The sequence below is a fragment of the Pseudoalteromonas ostreae genome (assembly GCF_018069805.1).
In the GTDB taxonomy this organism is placed as follows: domain Bacteria; phylum Pseudomonadota; class Gammaproteobacteria; order Enterobacterales; family Alteromonadaceae; genus Pseudoalteromonas; species Pseudoalteromonas ostreae.
Genome location: NZ_JAGPYN010000002.1, coordinates 148,046 through 169,827, shown reverse-complemented (window position 1 = coordinate 169,827; position 21,782 = coordinate 148,046). Strand labels below are relative to the sequence as shown.

Genomic DNA, 21,782 nt, shown 5'->3' with positions numbered 1-21,782 from the left:
TGTTGGGATCCGATTTTTACTAAGGATCAGCTTGATTTACAGAGGTTTTGTCATAAAAATAGCCATTTCAAAGCCTGGTTGTATAAATGATCAGCAACTTATGGCTTTAGCTAGGTAAAGCACTGATCCCAGATCTGACTCGGTTGGTAAACGAATGATCCCTGATGTGAAACTTAGTAGGATTTTGATCTCTGTAAATGATCGCAGGTGTTAATAGGTGTTTGGCTGAGTTAGGGGGTAAAGACACTTTCGTGGCTTACATCGTGATACTGTATAGTTGATTATTGAAAGGGGAATTTAATACAAAGTAGTAATGCAGCAATTCTAAAGTATGATGTTTAAATGTGAAATTTGATAATGCACGCTTACTCCGTACCTTAAAAAGGTTTATTTTGTTTTTTTTACCCCGTATTTCGATTTACACGTTACACTTTCATAAAAATGTCATACTTAGTCATAATAATGAAAACTAGTTCGATAACGAAAGAGATAAATTGGAATGTCACGTAAAGTACTTGTCGTCGATGACGAAGCACCGATCAGAGAGATGCTGGTTTTTGTATTAGAGCAAAATGGTTTTCAAGCAATTGAAGCGGAAGATTACGATTCAGCCATTGCAGCGATGGTAGAGCCTTATCCTGATATGGTGTTGTTAGATTGGATGCTACCAGGAGGGAGTGGAATTCAAATTGCTAAAAAGTTTAAGCAAAGTGAATATACTCGCCAAATTCCTATTATTATGCTGACTGCTCGCGGCGAAGAAGAAGATAAAGTTCGCGGTCTTGAAGTCGGTGCAGATGATTATGTTACTAAACCATTTTCACCAAAAGAATTGATGGCGCGTATTAAAGCCGTTATTCGTCGTGTGTCGCCAACTTCATTGGAAGAAGCGATTGATGTACATGGTTTACGTCTTGATCCTATTTCACACCGTGTTACCTCAGAAGGTAGCGAGTTAGATATGGGACCAACAGAATTCCGTTTACTGCATTTCTTTATGACTCATCCTGAACGTGTTTATAGCCGTGAACAGCTACTAGATAACGTATGGGGGACTAATGTCTATGTTGAAGATAGAACCGTAGACGTGCATATTCGTCGCTTACGCAAAGCGATTGCACCGCTTGGTCATGACCGTTTAGTACAAACTGTACGTGGTGCAGGCTATCGTTTTTCCAGTAAATTATAAGTGTCATGGAGATGACTAAGCCAATAATTACTTTTGGCTTAAATTTACTTACTCTAAGGTAAAGTGAGTGTATGTATCGAGTTGTTAATAAACAGGCGTTAGCAAAGCGTCTGTTTATCTATTTTCTTCCTTTATTATTAATTGGCGTGCTTATTGGTGCGCCATTTTTGCTTTTATTTTTAGGATCTTTCTCATTGCTTGTGTGGCATTATCATCAACTCTATCGGCTCAGTGATTGGCTATTGAATCAACGTAGTTTTAATCCACCTGAAGGCGAGGGGGCATGGGAGCAAGTATTTGAAGGGATCTACCATTTACAACATCGCAACCGTAAAAAACGTAATGAATTAGCTGATTTGATCCGTCGTTTTCGCGATGGTGCCGAAGCGGTGCCTGATGCGGTAATTGTTCTACAACGTGATTTAAGTATTGTTTGGTGTAATCAACTAGCTTTAAAAGTGCTTGGTTTACAGTGGCCAGCGGATCATGGTCAACGGCTTGACAACCTTATTCGCGATCCTAAATTTGCGAAATACATGCAAACGGAATTGTTTGATGAAGCATTAGAACTTGAAAGTGGTCACAGTGTCGAGCAAGTTTTAGAGTTTCGGGTAATGCCATATGCCAGCTCACAATTAATGGTTGTTGTTCGTGATGTAACGCGTTTAAAGCAACTTGAGCAAATGCGCAAAGACTTTGTGGCCAATGTATCGCATGAACTACGTACGCCATTAACCGTTGTTACTGGTTACTTAGAAATGTTTGATGGCGATATGGTGCCGCCACCGGCAATGTGGAATAAAGCACAAGGTACTATGCTTGAACAGTGTAAACGCATGGATAGCTTGGTAAATCAGCTATTGTCGTTATCACGTATTGAAGGCGCTCGACGCCAAGATAATGATAAAGCGATCAATGTACCGCAGTTACTTAACTATATTAGAACTGAAGCACAATCATTGAATCAAGATAAAGGGCATGAATTGATATTTGATATTGATGCCGATGTCGATATAAAAGGCGCTGAAGAGGAGCTGCGCAGTGCCTTTTCTAATTTAGTGTTTAATGCCATTCATTACACCAAAGCGGGCGGTAAAATAACCGTAAGCTGGCAGCTAAAAGATAATCACGCATCCTTTTCAGTGGTTGATAATGGTGATGGCATTGCACCAGAGCATATTAACCGCTTGACTGAGCGTTTTTATCGAGTTGATAAAGCACGTAGTCGTACAACTGGTGGTTCGGGGCTGGGGTTAGCCATTACCAAACACGTACTCACTCGTCACGATAGCCAATTGATAATTAAAAGTAAGTTAGGTGAAGGTTCATGTTTTTCGTTTGCTTTTAGTCGTGAAAAAACAGTGCTGCTAAATAATTTAGCCAAAAACGCCTAAGTCATAAAAGTGTCATTTTAGAGTAATCTAACTGTCATCTATTCTCTTTAGAGTAGGCGACAGTTAAGAAATGGACGAACAAAATCGGAGCAACCTAATGAGATTTAAAAACCTAGTAGCCGCAATGGGTGTGGCAGTAACAACATTTGTATCTGCACAAGCAATGGCAGTAGATACAGCTATTCCTGAGTATCAAAAAACCAGTGGTATTTCAGGTAATTTTTCATCTGTGGGCTCTGATACTTTAGCCAACATGATGACCTTTTGGGCTGAAGAATATAAACGTATTTACCCAAATGTGAACATCCAAATTCAAGCGGCTGGTTCATCTACTGCGCCACCGGCATTGACGGAAGGTACTGCAAATTTTGGCCCAATGAGCCGCAGAATGAAATCAAAAGAAATCGAAGCGTTTGAAAAACGTTATGGTTATAAACCTACAGAAGTACGTGTAGCGATTGATGCATTGGCAGTATTTGTTCATAAAGACAATCCAATTGAAGGTTTACGTATTGACCAAATCGATGCTATTTTCTCTTCAACTCGTAAATGTGGTGCTGGCGCAGATGTAACTCGCTGGAGTGATGTTGGTTTAACAGGGAATTGGGCTGCAAAAGACATTCAGCTTTATGGTCGTAATTCTGTATCTGGTACTTACGGATACTTTAAAAACAAAGCGCTATGTAAAGGTGACTTCCGTAACAACGTGAACGAGCAACCAGGTTCAGCATCGGTAGTGCAATCAATTTCTTCATCAGTGAATGCAATTGGTTACTCAGGTATCGGTTATAAAACATCAGGCGTACGTACTGTACCACTGGCGAAAAAAGGCGATAACTTTGTTGATGCAACACTTGAAAATGTAGCAACAGGTAAATATCCACTGTCGCGCTTTTTATATGTTTATGTGAATAAACACCCGAATAAACCGCTTGCACCTATTGAAGCAGAGTTCTTAAAAATGGTGTTATCACAAGATGGCCAAAAAATTGTAGAGAAAGATGGTTATGTACCACTTTCTGGCAAGATGGCAATGGGCGAACTTAAGAAGCTAGGTCTTCTTTAAACTTAACGCCAACTATGAGTTCATAAAAAACCGCGCAATGTAAATTGCGCGGTTTTTTTATATCAACTAAGTTCAGGGGTTAGTTAAATAGCTTCTTTTTGAGTTGTTGATGGGCATTTAAAACGCGTTTACGTTTACTTAAACCTTGGCGCTTAAAGCTCTGAATTGGCATTACGCTAGATTGCTCTTGCCCCAATGTAGGGATTGAAAAGTTAGCAACATCATCATTCGGTAATGCTATTTCTTGCTCATGTACACGTAAGGCTGCAAGGGTGTCGTTATTATCAACTTCACTTGGACAAATAAATATGCCCATTTTACGTAATTTAACGCCTAACCCTATGCTACTTGAATATCGTACAATTGGCGCTGCTAAGATCAATCCAATTAAAATCGGCGATAACCACCAAAAGAATACTGGCGTAAAGTAATAAGCAATACCGCCCCAAGCTAAGGCGATTAAGGTTGAAAGTAATGTGTAGCCTATCGCTTCTTGCCACGGAACCATACGGCCTGAGCGAGGCTGGGCGTCCCAGGTTACTTTTTTACCTAAAAATACACACACCACAAAGTAGCTATGAAAAACCATCATCAGCGGGGCGATAATAATGGCAAATACGGTTTCAATGATTGAGCCTAAAATTAATTTAAATGAGCCACCAAATTGTTTATTACGATGGAGCAAGGTGACAATAATCCCCATTAATTTCGGTAATAATAACAACACAATTGTGACAAAAAGCAGTGAGTTAATTAATTCTGTTTTTGCTATTTGCCAAGTTGGAAATAATTGATATACCTGATTAAAATAGACATTACTGTTTAGTGCGCGAGTGACTGCATCTATAGTGCTTAGCACTAGCATAGATAACCAAATTAATGATGAAATGTATGCCGTTGCACCTAATAAAAAGTGCAGCTTACTCATTATTTTTAAACCCGACGCAGGTAACAAACCTAAATGTTGAATGTTGCCTTGCACCCAGCGCCTGTCGCGAATAGCGTAATCTAAAATATTACTCGGTACTTCTTCGTAGCTACCTTGTATATCACTGAGTAATAATACATCCCATCCAGAACGATGCAGTAATGAAGCTTCTACAAAATCATGGCTTAAAATTTCGCCGCCAAAAGGAGCATTGCCTTCTAGCACTGGTAAACCGCAGCAATCAATAAACGCTTTAACCCGAATGACTGCATTGTGGCCCCAGTAATTAGCGTGATTAGTCTGCCAAAAAGCTGAACCGGTTGCTAACATTGGACTATAAAGTACTGACGCAAACTGTAGAAAGCGACCAAAAAAAGTATCTTGCCTAACAGGGATCGGAATCGTTTGAATAAGCCCAGCTTGTGGATTGTTGATCATGCTGCTGGTGAGCTCAAGCATGCATTGACCCGTCATGATGCTATCAGCATCAAGTACAATCATGTGCTCGTATTTACTGCCCCAACGCTCGCAAAAGTCAGTTAAGTTACCTACCTTACGGTGTTTGTTATCTTCGCGGCGGCGATAAAAAGTTTGTTTGGCAAAATCACCTAGGCGTTCGGTCAAGGCATGCCACGCTTTTAGCTCATTGTTAGCTATTTCTTTATCTTGTGTATCACTTAATAAGTAGAAATCAAAATGCGCAAATTGGCCTGTTTTTATCAGTGAGCGTAAGCTCACTTCAAAACCAGCGATAACTCGTTGTGTATCTTCATTGTAGATAGGCATAACGATGGCAGTTCTGGTTTTACTCAATGCTTGCTCATCAATTTCGATTGCTTTTTGGCGCGTTAGTGTCAGCGGGTCAATTCTAAATAATTGTAAAATAAATCCCATACAGCCACTGCAAAATGCGGTCACAATCCAAGTAAAGGTAATTGAAAACAGCGCAAGTAATGCATACTCAAGCGGGGTCATGCCATTTGAATTTAAAATATCAAACATGATCCACATACCATAAGCTGAGATGGTTAACACTAACAGTGAAAACAGCCATACACGAGTCTTTTTAAAAGGCATTGCAGTATTGCGCATATTACTGTTACTCGACGTCATTTGGATACCAGACATAACTCCATACCTCACTTACTTCTTTATCACGTAATGTTAATGATAAGCGCATGTCAACAGGCTTACCGCCCTCTGGCGCGACTTTAAAAGCAACACGCCAGCCTTGATTATTTGGTAATTGTTGCACTCTTTTATCGCTTACCTCACCTGAATTTAGGGTCAAATTAGCAAGCAATTTTAGCTTGGCTGATAAGTTGTTAATATTGTCACCAGAGAAGTCAACCGTAAATTGGCGATGACTTTTTGGTGGCGGATTATCTTCACCGGGTAATGCAGCACTGCCAATGCGAGTACGTAAGACTCGGGCTTTATCTTGACTCGCAAGCACTGCGTTAAATGTTGACAATTTATAACTAAAACTAAGTGTTTCACCTGCTTTAAGTGATTGCTCTGGCACCCAATAACTAACGATATTGTCATTGGTCTCGGTGTCAGTCGGTATTTCTACTAACTCAACTCGACCATTTCCCCATTGTCCTTGTGGTTCAATCCACAGGCTTGGGCGAGCATGGTAATGTGCTTCAGTATCGAGATAGTTATTAAACTCACGGTCACGTTGTGCAAGGCCAAAACCTTTTGGATTGTCATAACCAAATGACGTTACACTAAGCTGTTTAGGATTATTCAGTGCTCGCCACACCCATTTATCGTCTTGTGATTGCATAAGCAAACCATCAGAGTCATGTACTTCTGGTCGATAATCATCAAAGAATTTAGTGCTATTTTCGCCGTGGTAAAACATGCTTGTAAGCGGTGCAATACCTAGTTTTTTGATGTCTTTTCGGGCGAATATTTGCATTTTAGTTGTTACTTCAGTTGCTGTTGATGGGCTGATCTCAAAACGATATGCGCCAGTAACAGAAGGGCTATCAAGTAATGCATATAATACAATGTGAGTGTCTTCGGGTTTTGGCTTAACTAACCAAAACTCTTTAAATACTGGAAACTCTTCACCCGAGCTGAGTGCTGTATCAATGGCCAGACCTCGCGCTGAAATACCATATACTTGATCAGGACCCACTATGCGAAAATATGAAGCGCCTTGGAATACTGCTACTTCATCTTTATACTCGTTATCGTTTAAAGGAAAGTGCAATCGAAAACCGGCATGGCCTAGCTGGTTGTTACCTAAAGCCGCAGTAATTTTTTGTTCAAGTGGTGCCGCAGTACCATCATAACGGTAGTAATTGGTTTTAAATGGAAGCTTTGCTACCTTGGCATCGGTATCAACAGTATTGATAGTAACAGGATTTTTATAAAGAAAGCCGGGATGAAATAATTGCACTTCATATAAACTTTCACCTTTCCAGATAGCATGCTCTTGACGAAAACGAATCGCCCTATAATCTTGATAATTAATATCCGTTAACGCATCAATCGCAATTTTTTGATCCGGTATGTAAGCTTTTTCAGCTAGTTGTTTAGCTCTACTTGTGATCACCTCAAATAACTGCTCTGAAGGGATTGTAAGCACAGTTGGCTGTTTTATTGGCGAAGCGCTTATTGGCTCAGCTTGAGTTACAGGGTTATCCTGTGTAGCACTAACATTGCAGACACATAGGGTGAGTAATGCACCTAATAAAACTTTATTTTTACTTAATAGATGCAGAGTTACTAGCTTTGTCGTTTCCATAGGGTTTCCTTTAGCCATTACCTAGTTAATTTTAAAATACTGTAATAAGTCGAATTTAAGTTTTCAGAAATAAATCTATATATTTCATATGCTTTTTCTTTGTTAGTCGTGTAGATAGTGTATTTTCTTTGTATAAGCTGGAAATAATTACACGGAATGTATGACTACTTATTATGAATGTAAGTAGATATTACTAGAGTAAACCTTGCTATAAGGTGAATGGCAGAAAAATCACGATGACTACTGTATAAAAGATACTCAAAGCAGACACGGGGGGTAAGGAAGCTTGCCAATCATGATAATTGGCAAGTTAAAGTGTATTATTGTGTATTACCTAATGCTTGTGCATTTGCTTTGCATTGGTTATAGGCTTCAATACATTTGGTATTACAGACTTTATATACCATGCCTTCGCCGGTACTTTGTTGTTCGCAGTTCACTTCACATTGATAATTCTGTTGTGCGCATTGCTGCATTTCTGGGTTTTCTATTTGGTTTTGACACCCGGCTAATAGGCCGATACACAGCGAAATACTTGATAATTTTAATAATGAATTCATGCTTATCCCAATTATTGTTATGTAATATCAACGAGCAGATTGTCTATTAGTCTTACTGGTCCTAAGAAGGCTGCCGCCAAAATCACTAGTTGACTATCATTGAGTGTAGCTTTTTTTAAGGTATCGCGCTGAGCTATTTCAAAGTAGTCAATTTTGAGCCCTGCTTGCTCTAGTTGCTGCTTTGCTTGTAAGCATATGTCGTCAAAATCACGTTGTCCTGAATTTAACTGTTCTGCGCTCCAATTAAGGGTTTTAAATAACACTGTTGCAGTTTCTTTTTGATCTTCTGATAAGTAGCCATTACGAGAACTCATTGCTAATCCAGACACTTCACGACTGGTTGCAACGCCGATAATTTCTACTGGAATTGACAGGTCGTGGGCCATGGTTTTAATCACTTGCAATTGTTGATAGTCTTTTTCACCAAAGCACGCATAGTCAGGCTGTACTAAGTTAAATAATTTAGTAACCACCGTTGCTACACCGCGAAAATGGCCTGGGCGTGAGCCGCCGCAATAGCCCATTGATATATTTGGTACATCGACAAAACTTTGCGCATCTAAACCGTTTGGATAAATGCTCTCCACAGTCGGCGTAAATACCATATCCGTCCCAAGCTCAGCAAGCCCTTGTTTATCCGCAGTGAGGGTGCGCGGGTAGTTATCAAGATCTTCGTTGGCACCAAATTGCATCGGGTTTACGAAAATACTAACCACGACTTTATCAGCCATGTTTTTAGCTTTCTCAACAAGTGAAAAATGCCCTTGATGCAAATTACCCATAGTTGGTACTAATGCTACGCTAAGTCCAGTTTGACGCCATGCTTTAATTTGACTGCGTAATGATTTTATTTCAGTGATCGACTGCATTATTTAAACTCATGTTCCGTGCTTGGAAAAGCACCACTTTGAACGTCGCTACAATATTTTTTAACCGCATCCGGCATATTGCCAGCTTCGAGTAAAAAGTTTTTAGAAAATTTAGGGATGTAACCGGCTGAAATGCCAACTAAGTCATGCATCACTAGAATTTGGCCATCAGTTTGATTACCTGCACCAATCCCAATGGTAGGAATATTAACCGCGTCAGTAATTAACTTGGCAAGCTCAGATGGAATACATTCAAGAACCAGCATCTGTGCGCCCGCTGCTGCAAGCGCTTTGGCGTCGCAAATCATTTTTTGTGCTTGTTGTTCTCCACGGCCTTGGATTTTAAAACCACCAAACACATGTACTGATTGCGGTGTTAAGCCTAAATGTCCACATACAGGTATACCTTGTTGAGTCAACGCAACAACCGAGTCGTACAACCATTCTCCCCCTTCAATTTTGACCATGTTAGCACCAGCTCGCATTAACTCTGCTGCATTTTTACAGCTTTCGGCTGGGTTTGAATAGGTCATAAATGGCATATCTGCAATGACGAATAAATCACGGCTACCAGCGCGTACGCAGCGAGTATGGTATGCAACATCTTGATTGGTGACAGCCAGCGTATCATCGCTACCATGTAACACCATACCTAACGAATCACCGACTAAAATAACGTCTACGCCGTTATCGTGAAATAACTTTGCAAAGCTGGCATCGTAGGCTGTTAATGCCGTAATTTTTTGTTGGTCTGCTTTCATTTTATTGAGCGTAGAAACGGTTATTTTAGACATAGTATCCTCGTAGGCAACGGCCTGAAATTAATTACAGAGATAATTGTTGTAATTCGTTTAGTGGCAAATTGGTGGTAATACTGTGAAGTAATGTACCATTTGGCAGCGTAATCTTTGGGGCTATTTCAAGTAGCGGATAAACCACAAACTCGCGTTCAGTTAGACCATAATGTGGTACAATTAAACGCTCGCTATTAATGACTTGATCACCAAATAATAAAATATCAATATCTAAGGTGCGCGGCCCCCAGCGCTGTGCTTTTCGTACTCGGCCGTGCTGAAGTTCTATTTGTTGTGTTAAATCAAGCAATTGCTCAGGTGATAGCGTGGTTTTTAGCGCCGCGACAGCGTTAACGTAGTCAGGTTGATCTTGCGGGCCCATTGGTTTGCTCGCGTAATAATGCGATACACCTATAAACTCGCAATCAGCTAATGCGCGCAATGCAGCTACAGCGTTATCTAGTTGTGTACGTGGAGCGTTTAAATTAGCCCCTAAACCAAGGTAGACAGTTTCCATAATTACTCCTTTGTTGTCTTTGGGGTACGTCGGCGAGTACGGCGACGGCCTTTTGTTGCGCCTTGCGTACCTAACGCTTTAACCAACTCTTTTTGACCATTGATGTCTTGTTTTAAATAGTCAGTCCACCAGTTAACTAATTGCTGATGCTGTTTTTCACCTGCCTGTACGCGCAAGAGTAAAAAGTCATACGCAGCTTTAAACCGTGGTTGCTGTGTAAGGCGATATGCACGTTGTCCTGAGCGTTTATCTAAGCGGTGCTGAATATGCCAGATATCACGAGCGCCAAGGGTAAAACGCTTTGGTACGGCAATATGCTGGGCATTATCGCTGAGCACTTTATTCATACCTTGAGCGAAAGCATCGTATTCAGATAGTTGCTCTTGTTCTTGCAGTGCTTTAGTGATTTGCAATAATGGGAACCATAATAATGCAGCAAAAATAAATGCTGGTGTTACTTTTTTATCGGCATTAATACGTTCATCTGTATTACGGAACATCTGTTGAATTAAAGCGAATTCTAAGCCATCAGGATTATTATCTAAAATATTATCAAGGGCTGGAAATAATGATTTGAAAAGGCCATATTTACGAAGCATTAAAAAGTTTGCTTCGGCCTTGCCATTTAAAAACAGTTTCAGTGTTTCTTCAAATAACCGCGCTGCAGGGATATTATCTAACAGGCTTGCTAATTCATTTAATGGCTGCTCGGTTGCCGGTGCAATTGACATATCGAGTTTGGTTGCAAAGCGAACTGCGCGCAGCATACGTACAGGATCTTCGCGGTAACGGGTTGCTGGATCACCAATCATCTCGATTTGTCGAGCGTTAATAGCTGCTAAGCCATTAGCATAATCATGGATTGAAAAATCATTTATTGAATAATATAACGCATTGATTGAAAAATCGCGGCGCTCAGCATCTTCTTCAATACTACCAAAAACGTTATCGCGCAGCAGTTGCCCTTGGTCACTTGATTGGCTAATTTGGTTTTTATCTTCAGGCGCTTCGTGATGACCACGCATGGTGGCAACCTCGATTATTTCACGGCCAAAAACAATGTGTGCTAAACGAAAGCGACGGCCAATTAAACGGCAATTGCGAAATAGCTTTTTAACCTGATCTGGAGTGGCATTGGTGACCACATCAAAATCTTTTGGTTGTTGGCCTAACAAAATATCACGAATGCAACCACCAACAAGGTAGGCATCAAAGCCTCCGTCTTTCAGGCGATATAATACCTTGATTGCATTTGGGCTAAATTGTTTGCGAGAAATACCATGCTCATTGCGTCCAACTATTAAAGGCTGCGCAGAGACTTGGGTATGTTCGGCTGTTACTGAGGCGGTTGGGCCCATAATTTGCCGACAAAATTGAAAAAGCTTGGAAATAATAATCTGTCTCCTACAGAATTCGGTTATTTGATGGACGCCATCAAAAATTAAACCAAGTATAGCCTCACTTTGCTATTAACTGCACAGGTGTTGCGTTTACTTGGTAATAGCTATGGTATTAGAGCCTTGTTCATTTTAGCCAGTTAAACAGTCATTGCTAGGGTTAAAACTTTCTCGCATAACGACGCTGGAAATTATTATCCTGTTATTGAGCTACTTGACTGTTGAATCGTGTACAACCTTAACGCAATTGCTATTAATTAAATGAATTGCACATTTAAGGTGGGCTATCATATACCAGCACAGCTTAAAAATTAAGTTGAAGGCCTTAAAATTAGCCTTTTTTAGTGAATTTTTATTTGTTTAAATGCGTAAAGGCGGTTGTATGGCTGTGTGGGTTTTGCGAAATTTGAATTTGTGTCACTTTAGGGACGTTTTGCAAGCTGTAATTATCGACAGCCCAAGCTAGCATTTGCTCGATATTTAGTTCAAGTAATTCATCTTTGGGCGCCAACCCTAAAAATTCGAATGCATTCAGCAAAGCCGGTTTGGGGTTACTTTTGCTAATAGCTGGGGCATAGTTTTGTTTTGATAATTTAAGCCCAGGTTTAGCGACTGCTAATGGTAAATGTGCGTAATGGGGGGCAGTGCTAACCAATTGTTTAAATAAGCTCAATTGGCGTGCGGTTGGTTCAAGCAAGTCTGCGCCGCGTACGACATGAGTGATACCTTGGGCAATATCGTCTGCGACCACCACTAGTTGATAAGCAAATAGTCCATCACTGCGCTTTATGAAGTAATCTTCATGGGCGAGAGCATGGGCTACATTCACCTCACCTTGAATGAGATCATGGTATTGGCATGTAGCATGTTGCTGAATTAATCGCAGAGCGCTGCTGCTCTGACTATGCTTTAAATGACGGCAACGGCCTTGGTAAATACCGCCAAGCGCTTTAATTTCTTTGCGCGAGCAGTGGCAAGCATAAATAAGTTGCTGGTTATTTAGATTATTAATGGTATGCGTATACAGGTCATGGCGCTTAGTTTGATAGACCACCTCTTCATCCCAGTACAAACCATAGGCTTCTAAGGTATTGAGAATATCTTTAGCGGCGCCGTCTACAACACGTGTGGTGTCGATATCTTCAATACGAACTAACCAAGTACCTTGGTTGCTTTTCGCATCAAGGTAGCTGCCCACAGCCGCCACCAGCGAACCAAAATGAAGTGGTCCAGAAGGTGACGGTGCAAAGCGACCGCGATAGTTGCGCATAGGCGCAGTTACGGCTGTGGTAGACATTTGATTAATTACTAGTATTAACCACGTCCAGATTGTTTTTCTTTGATTTCCGCAAGCGTTTTACAGTCTACGCATAAGTCTGCTGTAGGACGTGCTTCTAAACGACGGATACCAATTTCAATCCCGCACGAATCACAAAAACCAAAATCATCTTCTTTGATTAATTGGATCGTCTTTTCAATTTTTTTGATCAGCTTGCGTTCGCGGTCACGAGTACGAAGTTCTAAAGAGAACTCTTCTTCTTGTGCTGCGCGGTCAACTGGATCAGGGAAGTTAGCTGCTTCGTCTTGCATATGCGATTTAGTGCGGTCAACTTCATTGCGTAAATCGTTGCGCCATGCTTCCAAAATAGTTTTGAAATGAGTGCGCTGTGCATCATTCATATACTCTTCGCCCGGCTTTTCCTGGTACGGTTCTAAACCGGCCTGAGCCAATAACCCTAATTTTTTTTGGTCTGGCATAACTTTCTCCTAAATCCTTAATATAATGCCCAGCATAAGCCGGCGGCTATAAATAACAGAATCCTATGGCCTAGGCAAATTTATTTTTCATTAATTAGTCTTACTTAAACCGCATCAATAAAATTAAAAAAGGTACGATAAGTGGTTTATACACCGATTATTGTTAAAATAAGTGCTCAAAAACTTGCCTTGTTATATGGGCGAAAACCTTAAAAACAAGTCGCTTTTAATTAAAAGTAAGCTTTTCTGTTAGTGTAATTTCAGTGCTCGAAATATCGGCTTTATAAGCAAGGACTTCTACACCTTTAGTAATTGCTAAATCAACTAGTTGAGCGTACTTTTCGTCAACGTGGCGCGCCGCACTAACTTGCGTAATCCCTTGGTGCAATACTGCAAATAGCAGCACTGCACGATGGCCTTGTGCAACCATTTCAATTAATTCACGAATATGTTTTTGACCGCGAAGAGTTTCAGCATCAGGGAAGTACCCTTGGCCGCTTTGCGGGGCATTTTGACTGAGTAAAGTAACCGATTTTACTTCTACATAGCAGTCTGGGTGTTGAGGAGCTGTAAGTAAAAAATCGATACGGCTATTTTCATCACCATATTTAACCTCTGGCTGTATTTTAGTGTAGCCGTTAAGCTCGCTGATTAGCGCTGCGTGAAGTGCTTCTGCAACTATTTTATTCGCGATTGCCGTATTTACACAGATCAGATGGCCAAACTGGTTTTGCGTCAATTCTAATGAATGAGGATATTTTCTTTTTTGATTGCTACTGGTGGAATAAAAGGCTGAAAAGTCAGGCTCCGCGCAGCCTGTCATTTTACCTGTGTTGGCACAATGGGCAGTAAACTCTGAGCCATCGCTAAGGCGTAAATCGGCTAAAAAACGTTTGTAGCGTTTGATTAAAGTAGCGTGTTGGAGTGGTGTTGTATATTTCATTATTTTAGTTATTTGGTCTCATGCAGTTGGGAAGTTGTTGTGGCTATAGTAAACTCATTATCACAATTTTAGCGCAAAGAGTATTCTAACATGTCTGAAAAATTTGTTGTTCAATTAAGCGAGCAGGGTGCTGCATCGCATTGGGGCGAAACCGCTACGTTATCTTTTAATGAGCACGGTGCAACGGTTCATTTATCTGAACAAGAAACATTAGTAAATGTACAAAAAGCCGCGCGCAGTATTGCCAATCAAGGCGTTAAAAATGTCGTGCTAGCTGGTGATTGCTGGTGTACAGAAACACAGTGGGCTTTTTATCAAGGCTTTGTATCTCCTAAGTCATTACATGGTGTTGCATTTGCCGAAAATGCTAAAACAGATAGCCAAGAATTAGCTTCATTACTACGCTCGGCTACTTGGGCGCGTGAAATGATCAATGGTACGGCGGATGATATTTTCCCTGAAAGTTTAGCTGGTAAAGCTGCGGAATTTATTCAATCGCTAGCTCCTGAACACGTGAGCTACCAAATAATCAAAGGTGATGCGCTACTTGAGCAGCAGTGGATTGGTATCCATGCTGTTGGTCGTGGTAGTGAGCGCCCGCCTGTATTACTTGCACTTGATTACAACCCAACTGGCAATGAAAATACGCCTGTGGATGCGGCACTTGTTGGTAAGGGGATTACTTTTGACTCTGGCGGTTATTCAATTAAAGCTAGTGAAGGCATGCTTGGCATGAAATGCGACATGGGGGGGGCTGCCACTGTTACTGCTGGGTTAGCGTTGGCTATTAGTCGTGGTATCAACAAACGTATAAAACTGTTTTTATGTTGCGCTGAGAACCTTATTTCAGGCCATGCTTACAAACTGGGTGATATTCTTACCTATAAGAATGGCACGACCGTTGAGATTGTAAATACCGACGCAGAAGGTCGTTTAGTCCTTGCCGATGGCCTGATGGCTGCAGCTGAAACCGGCGCTCCGTTAATTATTGATGCAGCAACACTAACAGGCGCTGCGCTAGTTGCTGTTGGTCAAGAGTACAATGCCTTATTTGGACTTGATAAAGAGTTTGTACGTGAAGTTGAAGGCTTTGCTGGACAAGAAATGGAAGGTGCGTGGCCACTACCACTTGAAAAGTGGCATCAACAAAACTGTCCTTCACCATATGCTGATACAGCTAATAGCCGTGCTCAAAAAGGTGGTGGTTATGGTGGTGCATCAAATGCCGCTGGTTTTTTGTCACGTTTTGTACCAAACGACGGCAAAGGCTGGGTGCATATGGATTTAGCTGCAGCGTTTAATATGGGCAGCACCAGTCAATGGGCGGCAGGCGCAACAACCGTAGGTATGCGTACCGTAGCACGTACTTTGTTAGAAAAAGCATAAACGTTCTATGCTAAAAAGCGCCGACATTGGCGCTTTTTTATTACTTGAAAAATAGTAATTACAAACTCAAACAAGCTTTTTTTATTTATTTGCTGTAAAATCATGCCCCACTTTTGTCGTTCAAGTTTGCTGTAAACTACACTTGAATGATCTACTTACACTGGGGTTTCTATTATGTCTGATAAGACTTACATCACGGCTCAGCAATTGCTCGAAGATTCATTTCGCGTTGCGGCACAAGTTTACCAAGATGGTTTCCGTCCTGATTTTATAATCGGTATTTGGCGTGGTGGGGCTCCAATTGGGATTGCAGTGCAAGAGTACTATGATTATAAAGGCATAGAAACAGATCATATTGCAGTACGTACATCTTCATATTACGGCATCAATAAACAGTCTAAAGAAATAAAAGTACATGGTTTACATTATATTATCGAGAATGCCAATGCGGGTGATTCACTATTGATTGTTGATGATGTATTTGATTCAGGGCGTAGTATTTTTGCACTGAAAGAAAAGCTTTCGGAATTGATGCGTTTAAACTTACCGCAAGATATTCGCGTTGCTTGCCCGTACTACAAGCCAAAAAACTCAAAAGTTGATATGAAGCCTGATTACTACATTCATGAATCAGAAGAATGGCTGGTATTCCCACATGAGCTATCGGGGTTAACACCTGATGAGATCATCGCCGGTAAAACAGATTTAGTAAAAATACACGATATTTTATTAGCAAAATAAATTTATTGGGTGAAATAAAAAAGGCCTGTTTAAGGCCTTTTTTATTTATTAATTAGCTGTCTAAACCAATATTATTTATAAGTTTCAAACACTTCTTTTAATCGCGCTAAGTGAGCATATACGTAACTGCTCGACATACGATCTTGGTTTAGGAAGTTTTTATCTATATTGATGCTTGAAATTGGGGTTGTTGCGCTTCCAAAATCTAGTGCGTTATGTGAATTACCAATACGTGTACTCACGCTATGCTTCCAACTTTTCGCACCTTTGACTTGCCAGTTTCCTGCACTCATATCTTTACGTGATGTCAGAGGAATACTAAATCCTATACCCACTTTTTCTATGGTTGTATTGCTGTATGAAACTGCAATATTGGCGTCGCCAAACCAGAATTTAGTTTCTAGTTTATAACCGCTGTCCTCATTCCAGAATTGGCCTGCAGTTATATGGAATGAGACATCTTTTTCAGCCCATAAATAACGGTATGAATAAATAGAGTAATCACGCTTGTCGGTGTTGTAATCTTTGTATTCAAAGTAGCCTAGTTTAGCTTTTACTTTATGACGACCCTCTGGACTTTGCCATACAGTTTCATTAGTTATACCTATAAAATCAAAGTAATCTTGGTAAAGACCAAATTGAGTTTGGTTATAGATATTAAATGGTAGTGCAAAAGTTTGGTAGACAATAGCTCGTTTTATGCCAGTCTCTTGACGAGAGTTTTGAAAGACCTTTCCTGGTTCAAAATTTTCAGTGTTAGCTACATTTACTTGACCAGTAACGTTGATACCTGCACCGTACCATAGTGGCATATGTAAATCTGCTTGTAGTGCTAATGAATGGTCATATACACCAAATTCAGTAGCGTAAGTTGAAGCAAGCGATGGTGTAAAAGATAGTCTAGGTACAAAATAAGGGCTGGTGCTTTGGGTATTTCCGGCCCATTTAACACCTTCAGCACCTTTATCACTAAATTGAGTGCTGACTATTAAATCTGGTGTAATATTTTCATTGATAAAACGACGATAATTATCTAATCGGCCTTTGAGCTGTAACTGTGGAATATCTTGTTTTGATAAACGTACTACAAATTCATTATCGCTGCTGGTAAAGTGCTCAGTGATGCGGCCTAACACGAGCCCAAGTGCGTCAATTTCGTTGCGGTTAAATACAGAGTTTTCAAACTCTACAATAATTAACTGAGAGTGAGAAATACCTACGCGGATATTTTCAAATCCATCGTTTATAAGCGCGTTTTTCAAACCGTGTATTTGCTGGTTAGTATTTGAGTCGGTTTCAGTGTTCTTCGCAACCGTACTGTTTGTTTCTAGCTTTTTGTTACTTTCAGGCTGTAGAGTAATGTTTGATTGCTGTGTAACTTTAGCTATCTTTGTAGGCTTTTCTACTGATTTTAGAGTTACAGGCGCAGGCCTAACTGGTGTGTAATTAGTCCGCGCTTCATCACTGAACGGCATGCTTACGTTAATACCCCAATAGACATTATCATCGGCCAATTTTGTATTTGAATATAAACGGCTATTAAATGAAACAGTTGCTAAATCGTATAACCATTCTTTAGGAAGTGTTACACGAGCACCTACATTAAATGCCTCGGCATCATGTTCAGCGAGTACAGAAAGCCAGGTGAAAGGTTGGTATTCTATACCTGCAAAAATACCGTCTAACTGTCCGGTAAGTGTGTCTGATGCGCCAATACCGGCACTAAAACGGAAGTCCCACCACTGCTTAGATGCAACAGCGTAATACGCTTCATAGTTATTAGCAGCCCCTCCAACATCTTTAGCACCAACAGCGATACTGACCCAATCTTTAGGAATGAATGGAATTTGGTATTTGGCATTGAATGATAAATCACGAAGTTGGTCATTGTTACTAAAACTAAATAAGTTATCATGCATGCTTGATGAGGTTATTCGACCATTGACTTCTAACCCATCAAATAGCCCTGCTGAAAAAGTAAAATTATGGCCATCGACGTACTTGCCTCTAATTTCTAGTTGATTGCTGTAGCCTATATCAACTATGCCTTTATCCATAACTGCTGCTGAAGGGGTATGAAAAATACCGGTAAAACCGTTATAAGCAATGCCGTGAGTCATTGTATCATCGGCAAGTAATGGTGAGCTGATCGTTAGAGCACAAACCGTTACTAAAGTTGTTTTTTTATTTATCACGTTGTTAACCAAAATAGATTTAAGTTAGGTTTTAAGTCCTTAAAACCAGTCAAGGTATTTAATGTAGCAATAAAATCTTATAAACAAAAATTATTGCATTTTCAATATACAAAAGCCGCGCAAATGCGCGGCTTTTGAAAGGATAACCAATATGTTGATTAATTAGCTGCCGCCAGTAGTGCCAGTAGTGCCAGTAGTGCCAGTTACTACACGGTCTTCAACGGTACAGTTATCACGTGGGATATTGAATGTTACATCAGTACCATTTGCTGTAACGGTGGTGCTTTGCAGGCCAACATTAACACCTGTAGGAATCACCTTAACATCATAAGATGAACCACTTTGCAGGCCTGTTAATGCGTAAGAGCCAGCAGTCTCAACTGCAGTCGAAATTGCTCTCTTAGTTTGAGAGTATAAAACTACCGCACCAGTAAATGGGAACGCTTTGTTTTGATCTACTTCAGCATTAGAGCACGTATATGTAACGTTTAAGTTTTGAGATACGATATCTACAGGGCTATTTAGCTCAACATTTACGGTACCACATAAGTTTGCATTAGCTACAGTGGCCCATACGTTACCATTTTTATCTCGAACAGATACATTTGCAACTGCATTGTTAGCTACAACACCTGAACCGTAAAGGTTACCTTGATTTTTCTTAACAAGTTTCTTTTTCGAAATTGTTGAAGAATTAAGATGTACATACAAACCTGAAGCTGGAACAGCATCACCTGTAAAGGTGTAAGCGATAGGAGTTGTACATGCTGTTTGGCCTTCGCTTAATGCAAAACCAGTTAAGTGGTCAGTAGCAAAATTAGCTGGCAGAGTTAGTGCACCTGCAGTGCCTACTGTTGCTTTCTCAGTTTCGTTAGTCCAAACACCAGTTTCTTCATTATATGAAGAAACGTCAAACTTATCACCTGCTGCAACTGTTGAACCATCAATTGTTTTAAATGTATTTGGTAAGTTTGCAGCTAAAGAGATATCTCCTGAGAAGTTTTTAACTTTAGTGTCACCAGCAAACATTTCAACAGTCATGTAAGCCGCTGGAACAACTACTTTAGCAGCATCGGCATTGGATAGGCCTTCAGGGATTAGGTCAACAGCTGGGGTTTTATCTGCTGTAGCGTTAATGTCTGCAGTTACAACGTTTAGTGTGATTTCTGTACCTGTAACGGCTGCGCCAGCGGCATCTTGAAGTTCAATATCTGAGCCGATTTTGATTGAAGCAGCGCCAGCTGTTTCATCTAAAGGAGTTGCTAATTTACCATCAGCAGCAGCAATATTTTCTTTTTTGAGAATGGTAACTTTAGCTTCGTCTAATTTTACTAAAGAAACAATAGTATCAACCACCTCAGATTTGTCGCTTAGATCAATGATAACACTGTTGGAAGCATAACCTTCAGCTGTTACTAGTGCAGTTAATGACGTTAATTCTGCACCTTCAGCAAGAGTGAAGGTAAAAAAACCGTCATCCGCGCTGACTTCAGTGATTTCATCACCATTAAGTGCCGTAACATTAGTTGAGGCTACGCCTGCTTCTAAGAATTTCACTGTAGAAGCAACAACTTCACCAGATACAGAATCAACAACATTACCTGCTACATAAAATGATAATGCAGTAGGCGTATCTGGAATAGGAACTTTTACTGTTGGCTCTGGTTTCACAGGAGGCTTAACATAATCGTTATTGTCGTTGTCACTAAAACAGCCGCTTAGAGTTGCTGTAAGGCCAAGTGCAAGAGCTAGCTTGGTGAGCTTGAATTTATTATTTCCCATAATCGTTACCTTTCTTTCCTTTCTCTTTAAAGTAAACAGACTTAATTGCAGTTTTATAAATGTACCGAAGCGCGCACCAAGTCAGGCTTGCACCAATAATACAATAATTAGTTCATCAAGGATAAGCGCACATTATATATACGTCAAGTGAACATTATATATACTTTAATTAATTAAATAAGAAAATTGTTACTGGTTTTGGTAAAGAAATCTTGTTTAATTTTTACGGATTTAACATTGCTTCGTAATTTTTTACTATGCTAAAGGAGTAGGTTGTAAATGTAAATAGTCGTATTTTAGGCTGTTGAATGTTGCTTTTTTAAGCTGGATTTTAATAAATGACTACGTTATAGCTGCGAAAAACTATCCACATAATCGCTAAGTTTATCTAAATTAACTGCTTTTAGTCCATCATTTGAACGCGCGACTAAGCCTCTTTCCACCAGTTCTGATACTACGCGGCGATAGGCTCGCTCTGTGGTGGCAAAACGTTCAGCTTCGGCATTTACCGTTGGGTATGCGCGCAGCAGGGTTGGGTTATTATTTTCGGCACGTAATAAGCAGTCTTTGGCGATATTGTAACCCAATGGTAACAATAGTTTATCTAAATTAATTTTTTGGTTTTCTTGAAATTTAGCGGCAATAGTTTGTGCTGTGTATAAACTCAGCTCTGGCTTTTCAAGTAACAAGGCACGCCAGTGCTTTAGTTCTATTAGGTTGTAGCTAACGTCACTGAAGCAGGTAACTGTATAAATGCAGGGATTATTGTTTAGCGCTTCAATTTCACCAATTAAGGTGTTGTTGCAATCAAGTTGGCCCAGCAGTAAGCGGCGGCCATTACCGACATCATAACTAAACGATACAGTGCCACTTCTGACTAATACTAATTTTGTAAGAGGTTGATCTTGGTGGATCAGTACTTCTTTTTTAGATTGTTGATAACGACTGCCAGCAAAGGTTAGTAGCTGGTCGACGAGATAACTAGAAAAATGATATTGAAACATCAACAATGCCCTTCGGACAATTGTCCTATTTATTACATCTTAATGACGTTAGCATTAAGATTCTAAGAATTTACGCTAACTTACTAGCTTAGTTAACTCGGTTAATTAAGTTTAACACCTGATATCCCGTGTAATGATTATTAAAGTGTGCTTTTAGCAGCTTTGGGTTTTTAGTAAGTTAGCCTTTTTATACTATTGCTATATTGTGGAATAACTTTGCCTCAACTACAACATTTGCAATGCTAACCTAAAGTAGTGGAGAGAACAAATGAGTTGGGAATATTTGGGGTATTTTGCCTCAGCTTTACTTATTGCCTCTTTGACTATGAGTGATGTGAGCAAACTTCGTTGGTTTAATCTTGCCGGTTGTATTGCTTTCACAGCCTACGGTATTGCGATTGCCGCATGGCCTGTGGCTATCACCAATGGTTTGCTAACCTTCGTAAATATTTATCATTTAATTAAGCTCAAACGTCAACAACAAAAACCACAATAATA

At 40.1% G+C, this 21,782-nt stretch carries 19 protein-coding genes; 6 read left to right on the top strand and 13 right to left on the bottom strand.

The window, feature by feature from the left end; genetic code table 11:
- Nucleotides 1-499 precede the first annotated feature (499 nt).
- The 3 genes from phoB (at nt 500) to J7338_RS01990 (ending at nt 3,649) form a co-directional block, all read left to right on the top strand.
- Nucleotides 500-1,189, top strand: a complete 690-nt coding sequence (gene phoB / locus J7338_RS02000) for a phosphate regulon transcriptional regulator PhoB (protein ID WP_145235364.1) — start codon at nt 500-502, stop codon at nt 1,187-1,189.
- Between the two features lie 71 nt (nt 1,190-1,260).
- Nucleotides 1,261-2,583: a phosphate regulon sensor histidine kinase PhoR gene (gene phoR, locus J7338_RS01995; protein WP_210795154.1), complete on the top strand. Its 1,323-nt coding sequence runs from the start codon at nt 1,261-1,263 to the stop codon at nt 2,581-2,583.
- Between the two features lie 97 nt (nt 2,584-2,680).
- Nucleotides 2,681-3,649 carry a PstS family phosphate ABC transporter substrate-binding protein gene (locus J7338_RS01990; RefSeq protein ID WP_210795152.1) on the top strand — a complete coding sequence of 323 codons (969 nt, stop codon included), beginning with the start codon at nt 2,681-2,683 and terminating at the stop codon, nt 3,647-3,649.
- Nucleotides 3,650-3,728: 79 nt separating this feature from the next.
- On the opposite strand, the gene mdoH is transcribed toward J7338_RS01990, so the two are convergent.
- The 10 genes from mdoH to sfsA all read right to left on the bottom strand — a co-directional run bounded on the left by mdoH (nt 3,729) and on the right by sfsA (nt 14,176).
- Nucleotides 3,729-5,705, bottom strand: coding sequence for a glucans biosynthesis glucosyltransferase MdoH (gene mdoH, locus J7338_RS01985; protein ID WP_210795149.1), 1,977 nt, complete (start codon nt 5,703-5,705; stop codon nt 3,729-3,731).
- Complete coding sequence (locus J7338_RS01980; protein ID WP_228732897.1) at nt 5,677-7,338, bottom strand: OpgD/OpgG family glucan biosynthesis protein; 1,662 nt, start codon at nt 7,336-7,338, stop codon at nt 5,677-5,679. Before J7338_RS01980 ends, mdoH begins: the two co-directional genes overlap by 29 nt.
- 320 nt (nt 7,339-7,658) lie before the next feature.
- Entirely contained in the window at nt 7,659-7,898 is a 240-nt protein-coding gene (locus tag J7338_RS01975; RefSeq protein ID WP_210795147.1) for a hypothetical protein, read from the bottom strand.
- Nucleotides 7,899-7,915: 17 nt separating this feature from the next.
- A complete protein-coding gene (gene panC / locus J7338_RS01970) occupies nt 7,916-8,767 on the bottom strand; it encodes a pantoate--beta-alanine ligase (RefSeq protein ID WP_210795145.1) in 852 nt (283 codons plus the stop codon).
- A complete protein-coding gene (gene panB / locus J7338_RS01965; protein WP_210795143.1) occupies nt 8,767-9,561 on the bottom strand; it encodes a 3-methyl-2-oxobutanoate hydroxymethyltransferase in 795 nt (264 codons plus the stop codon). The genes panC and panB overlap by 1 nt, the downstream gene beginning before the upstream one ends.
- Nucleotides 9,562-9,592: 31 nt before the next feature.
- Entirely contained in the window at nt 9,593-10,078 is a 486-nt protein-coding gene (gene folK / locus J7338_RS01960; protein ID WP_210795140.1) for a 2-amino-4-hydroxy-6-hydroxymethyldihydropteridine diphosphokinase, read from the bottom strand.
- A gap of 2 nt (nt 10,079-10,080) precedes the next feature.
- Nucleotides 10,081-11,436: a polynucleotide adenylyltransferase PcnB gene (pcnB, locus tag J7338_RS01955; RefSeq protein WP_210795137.1), complete on the bottom strand. Its 1,356-nt coding sequence runs from the start codon at nt 11,434-11,436 to the stop codon at nt 10,081-10,083.
- Between the two features lie 391 nt (nt 11,437-11,827).
- A complete protein-coding gene (gene gluQRS, locus J7338_RS01950) occupies nt 11,828-12,772 on the bottom strand; it encodes a tRNA glutamyl-Q(34) synthetase GluQRS (protein ID WP_210795135.1) in 945 nt (314 codons plus the stop codon).
- Nucleotides 12,773-12,789: 17 nt separating this feature from the next.
- Nucleotides 12,790-13,233 (bottom strand): RNA polymerase-binding protein DksA, encoded by a 444-nt coding sequence (gene dksA / locus J7338_RS01945; RefSeq protein WP_145235383.1) that lies wholly within the window; start codon nt 13,231-13,233, stop codon nt 12,790-12,792.
- Between the two features lie 226 nt (nt 13,234-13,459).
- Entirely contained in the window at nt 13,460-14,176 is a 717-nt protein-coding gene (gene sfsA / locus J7338_RS01940) for a DNA/RNA nuclease SfsA (RefSeq protein WP_210795133.1), read from the bottom strand.
- Nucleotides 14,177-14,266: 90 nt separating this feature from the next.
- Between sfsA and pepB the strand changes: the two genes are divergently transcribed.
- The gene (pepB, locus tag J7338_RS01935) at nt 14,267-15,562 is read left to right on the top strand and encodes an aminopeptidase PepB (RefSeq protein WP_210795130.1); all 1,296 of its coding nucleotides are present in this window, start codon (nt 14,267-14,269) and stop codon (nt 15,560-15,562) included.
- A 174-nt stretch (nt 15,563-15,736) separates the two neighbouring features.
- The gene (locus J7338_RS01930) at nt 15,737-16,303 is read left to right on the top strand and encodes a phosphoribosyltransferase (protein WP_210795128.1); all 567 of its coding nucleotides are present in this window, start codon (nt 15,737-15,739) and stop codon (nt 16,301-16,303) included.
- A gap of 71 nt (nt 16,304-16,374) precedes the next feature.
- On the opposite strand, the gene J7338_RS01925 is transcribed toward J7338_RS01930, so the two are convergent.
- The 3 genes from J7338_RS01925 to J7338_RS01915 form a co-directional block, all read right to left on the bottom strand.
- Entirely contained in the window at nt 16,375-18,498 is a 2,124-nt protein-coding gene (locus J7338_RS01925; RefSeq protein ID WP_210795126.1) for a YjbH domain-containing protein, read from the bottom strand.
- Between the two features lie 162 nt (nt 18,499-18,660).
- Nucleotides 18,661-20,280: a hypothetical protein gene (locus tag J7338_RS01920; RefSeq protein WP_210795124.1), complete on the bottom strand. Its 1,620-nt coding sequence runs from the start codon at nt 20,278-20,280 to the stop codon at nt 18,661-18,663.
- Between the two features lie 347 nt (nt 20,281-20,627).
- Nucleotides 20,628-21,284: a Crp/Fnr family transcriptional regulator gene (locus J7338_RS01915; protein ID WP_210795122.1), complete on the bottom strand. Its 657-nt coding sequence runs from the start codon at nt 21,282-21,284 to the stop codon at nt 20,628-20,630.
- A gap of 268 nt (nt 21,285-21,552) precedes the next feature.
- Between J7338_RS01915 and J7338_RS01910 the strand changes: the two genes are divergently transcribed.
- Nucleotides 21,553-21,780, top strand: coding sequence for a YgjV family protein (locus J7338_RS01910; protein WP_145235395.1), 228 nt, complete (start codon nt 21,553-21,555; stop codon nt 21,778-21,780).
- Nucleotides 21,781-21,782 lie beyond the last annotated feature (2 nt).

Bases quoted from the DNA above. Each gene is read 5' to 3' on its own strand.
- dksA (WP_145235383.1), bottom strand. From the start codon at position 13,233: ATGCCAGACCAAAAAAAATTAGGGTTATTGGCTCAGGCCGGTTTAGAA.
- J7338_RS01920 (WP_210795124.1), bottom strand. From the start codon at position 20,280: ATGGGAAATAATAAATTCAAGCTCACCAAGCTAGCTCTTGCACTTGGC.
- sfsA (WP_210795133.1), bottom strand. From the start codon at position 14,176: ATGAAATATACAACACCACTCCAACACGCTACTTTAATCAAACGCTAC.
- J7338_RS01975 (WP_210795147.1), bottom strand. From the start codon at position 7,898: ATGAATTCATTATTAAAATTATCAAGTATTTCGCTGTGTATCGGCCTA.
- gluQRS (WP_210795135.1), bottom strand. From the start codon at position 12,772: ATGTCTACCACAGCCGTAACTGCGCCTATGCGCAACTATCGCGGTCGC.
- pcnB (WP_210795137.1), bottom strand. From the start codon at position 11,436: ATGGGCCCAACCGCCTCAGTAACAGCCGAACATACCCAAGTCTCTGCG.
- J7338_RS01990 (WP_210795152.1), top strand. From the start codon at position 2,681: ATGAGATTTAAAAACCTAGTAGCCGCAATGGGTGTGGCAGTAACAACA.
- J7338_RS01910 (WP_145235395.1), top strand. From the start codon at position 21,553: ATGAGTTGGGAATATTTGGGGTATTTTGCCTCAGCTTTACTTATTGCC.
- J7338_RS01980 (WP_228732897.1), bottom strand. From the start codon at position 7,338: ATGGAAACGACAAAGCTAGTAACTCTGCATCTATTAAGTAAAAATAAA.
- folK (WP_210795140.1), bottom strand. From the start codon at position 10,078: ATGGAAACTGTCTACCTTGGTTTAGGGGCTAATTTAAACGCTCCACGT.
- phoR (WP_210795154.1), top strand. From the start codon at position 1,261: ATGTATCGAGTTGTTAATAAACAGGCGTTAGCAAAGCGTCTGTTTATC.
- J7338_RS01915 (WP_210795122.1), bottom strand. From the start codon at position 21,284: ATGTTTCAATATCATTTTTCTAGTTATCTCGTCGACCAGCTACTAACC.
- mdoH (WP_210795149.1), bottom strand. From the start codon at position 5,705: ATGTCTGGTATCCAAATGACGTCGAGTAACAGTAATATGCGCAATACT.
- panC (WP_210795145.1), bottom strand. From the start codon at position 8,767: ATGCAGTCGATCACTGAAATAAAATCATTACGCAGTCAAATTAAAGCA.
- phoB (WP_145235364.1), top strand. From the start codon at position 500: ATGTCACGTAAAGTACTTGTCGTCGATGACGAAGCACCGATCAGAGAG.
- panB (WP_210795143.1), bottom strand. From the start codon at position 9,561: ATGTCTAAAATAACCGTTTCTACGCTCAATAAAATGAAAGCAGACCAA.
- J7338_RS01930 (WP_210795128.1), top strand. From the start codon at position 15,737: ATGTCTGATAAGACTTACATCACGGCTCAGCAATTGCTCGAAGATTCA.
- pepB (WP_210795130.1), top strand. From the start codon at position 14,267: ATGTCTGAAAAATTTGTTGTTCAATTAAGCGAGCAGGGTGCTGCATCG.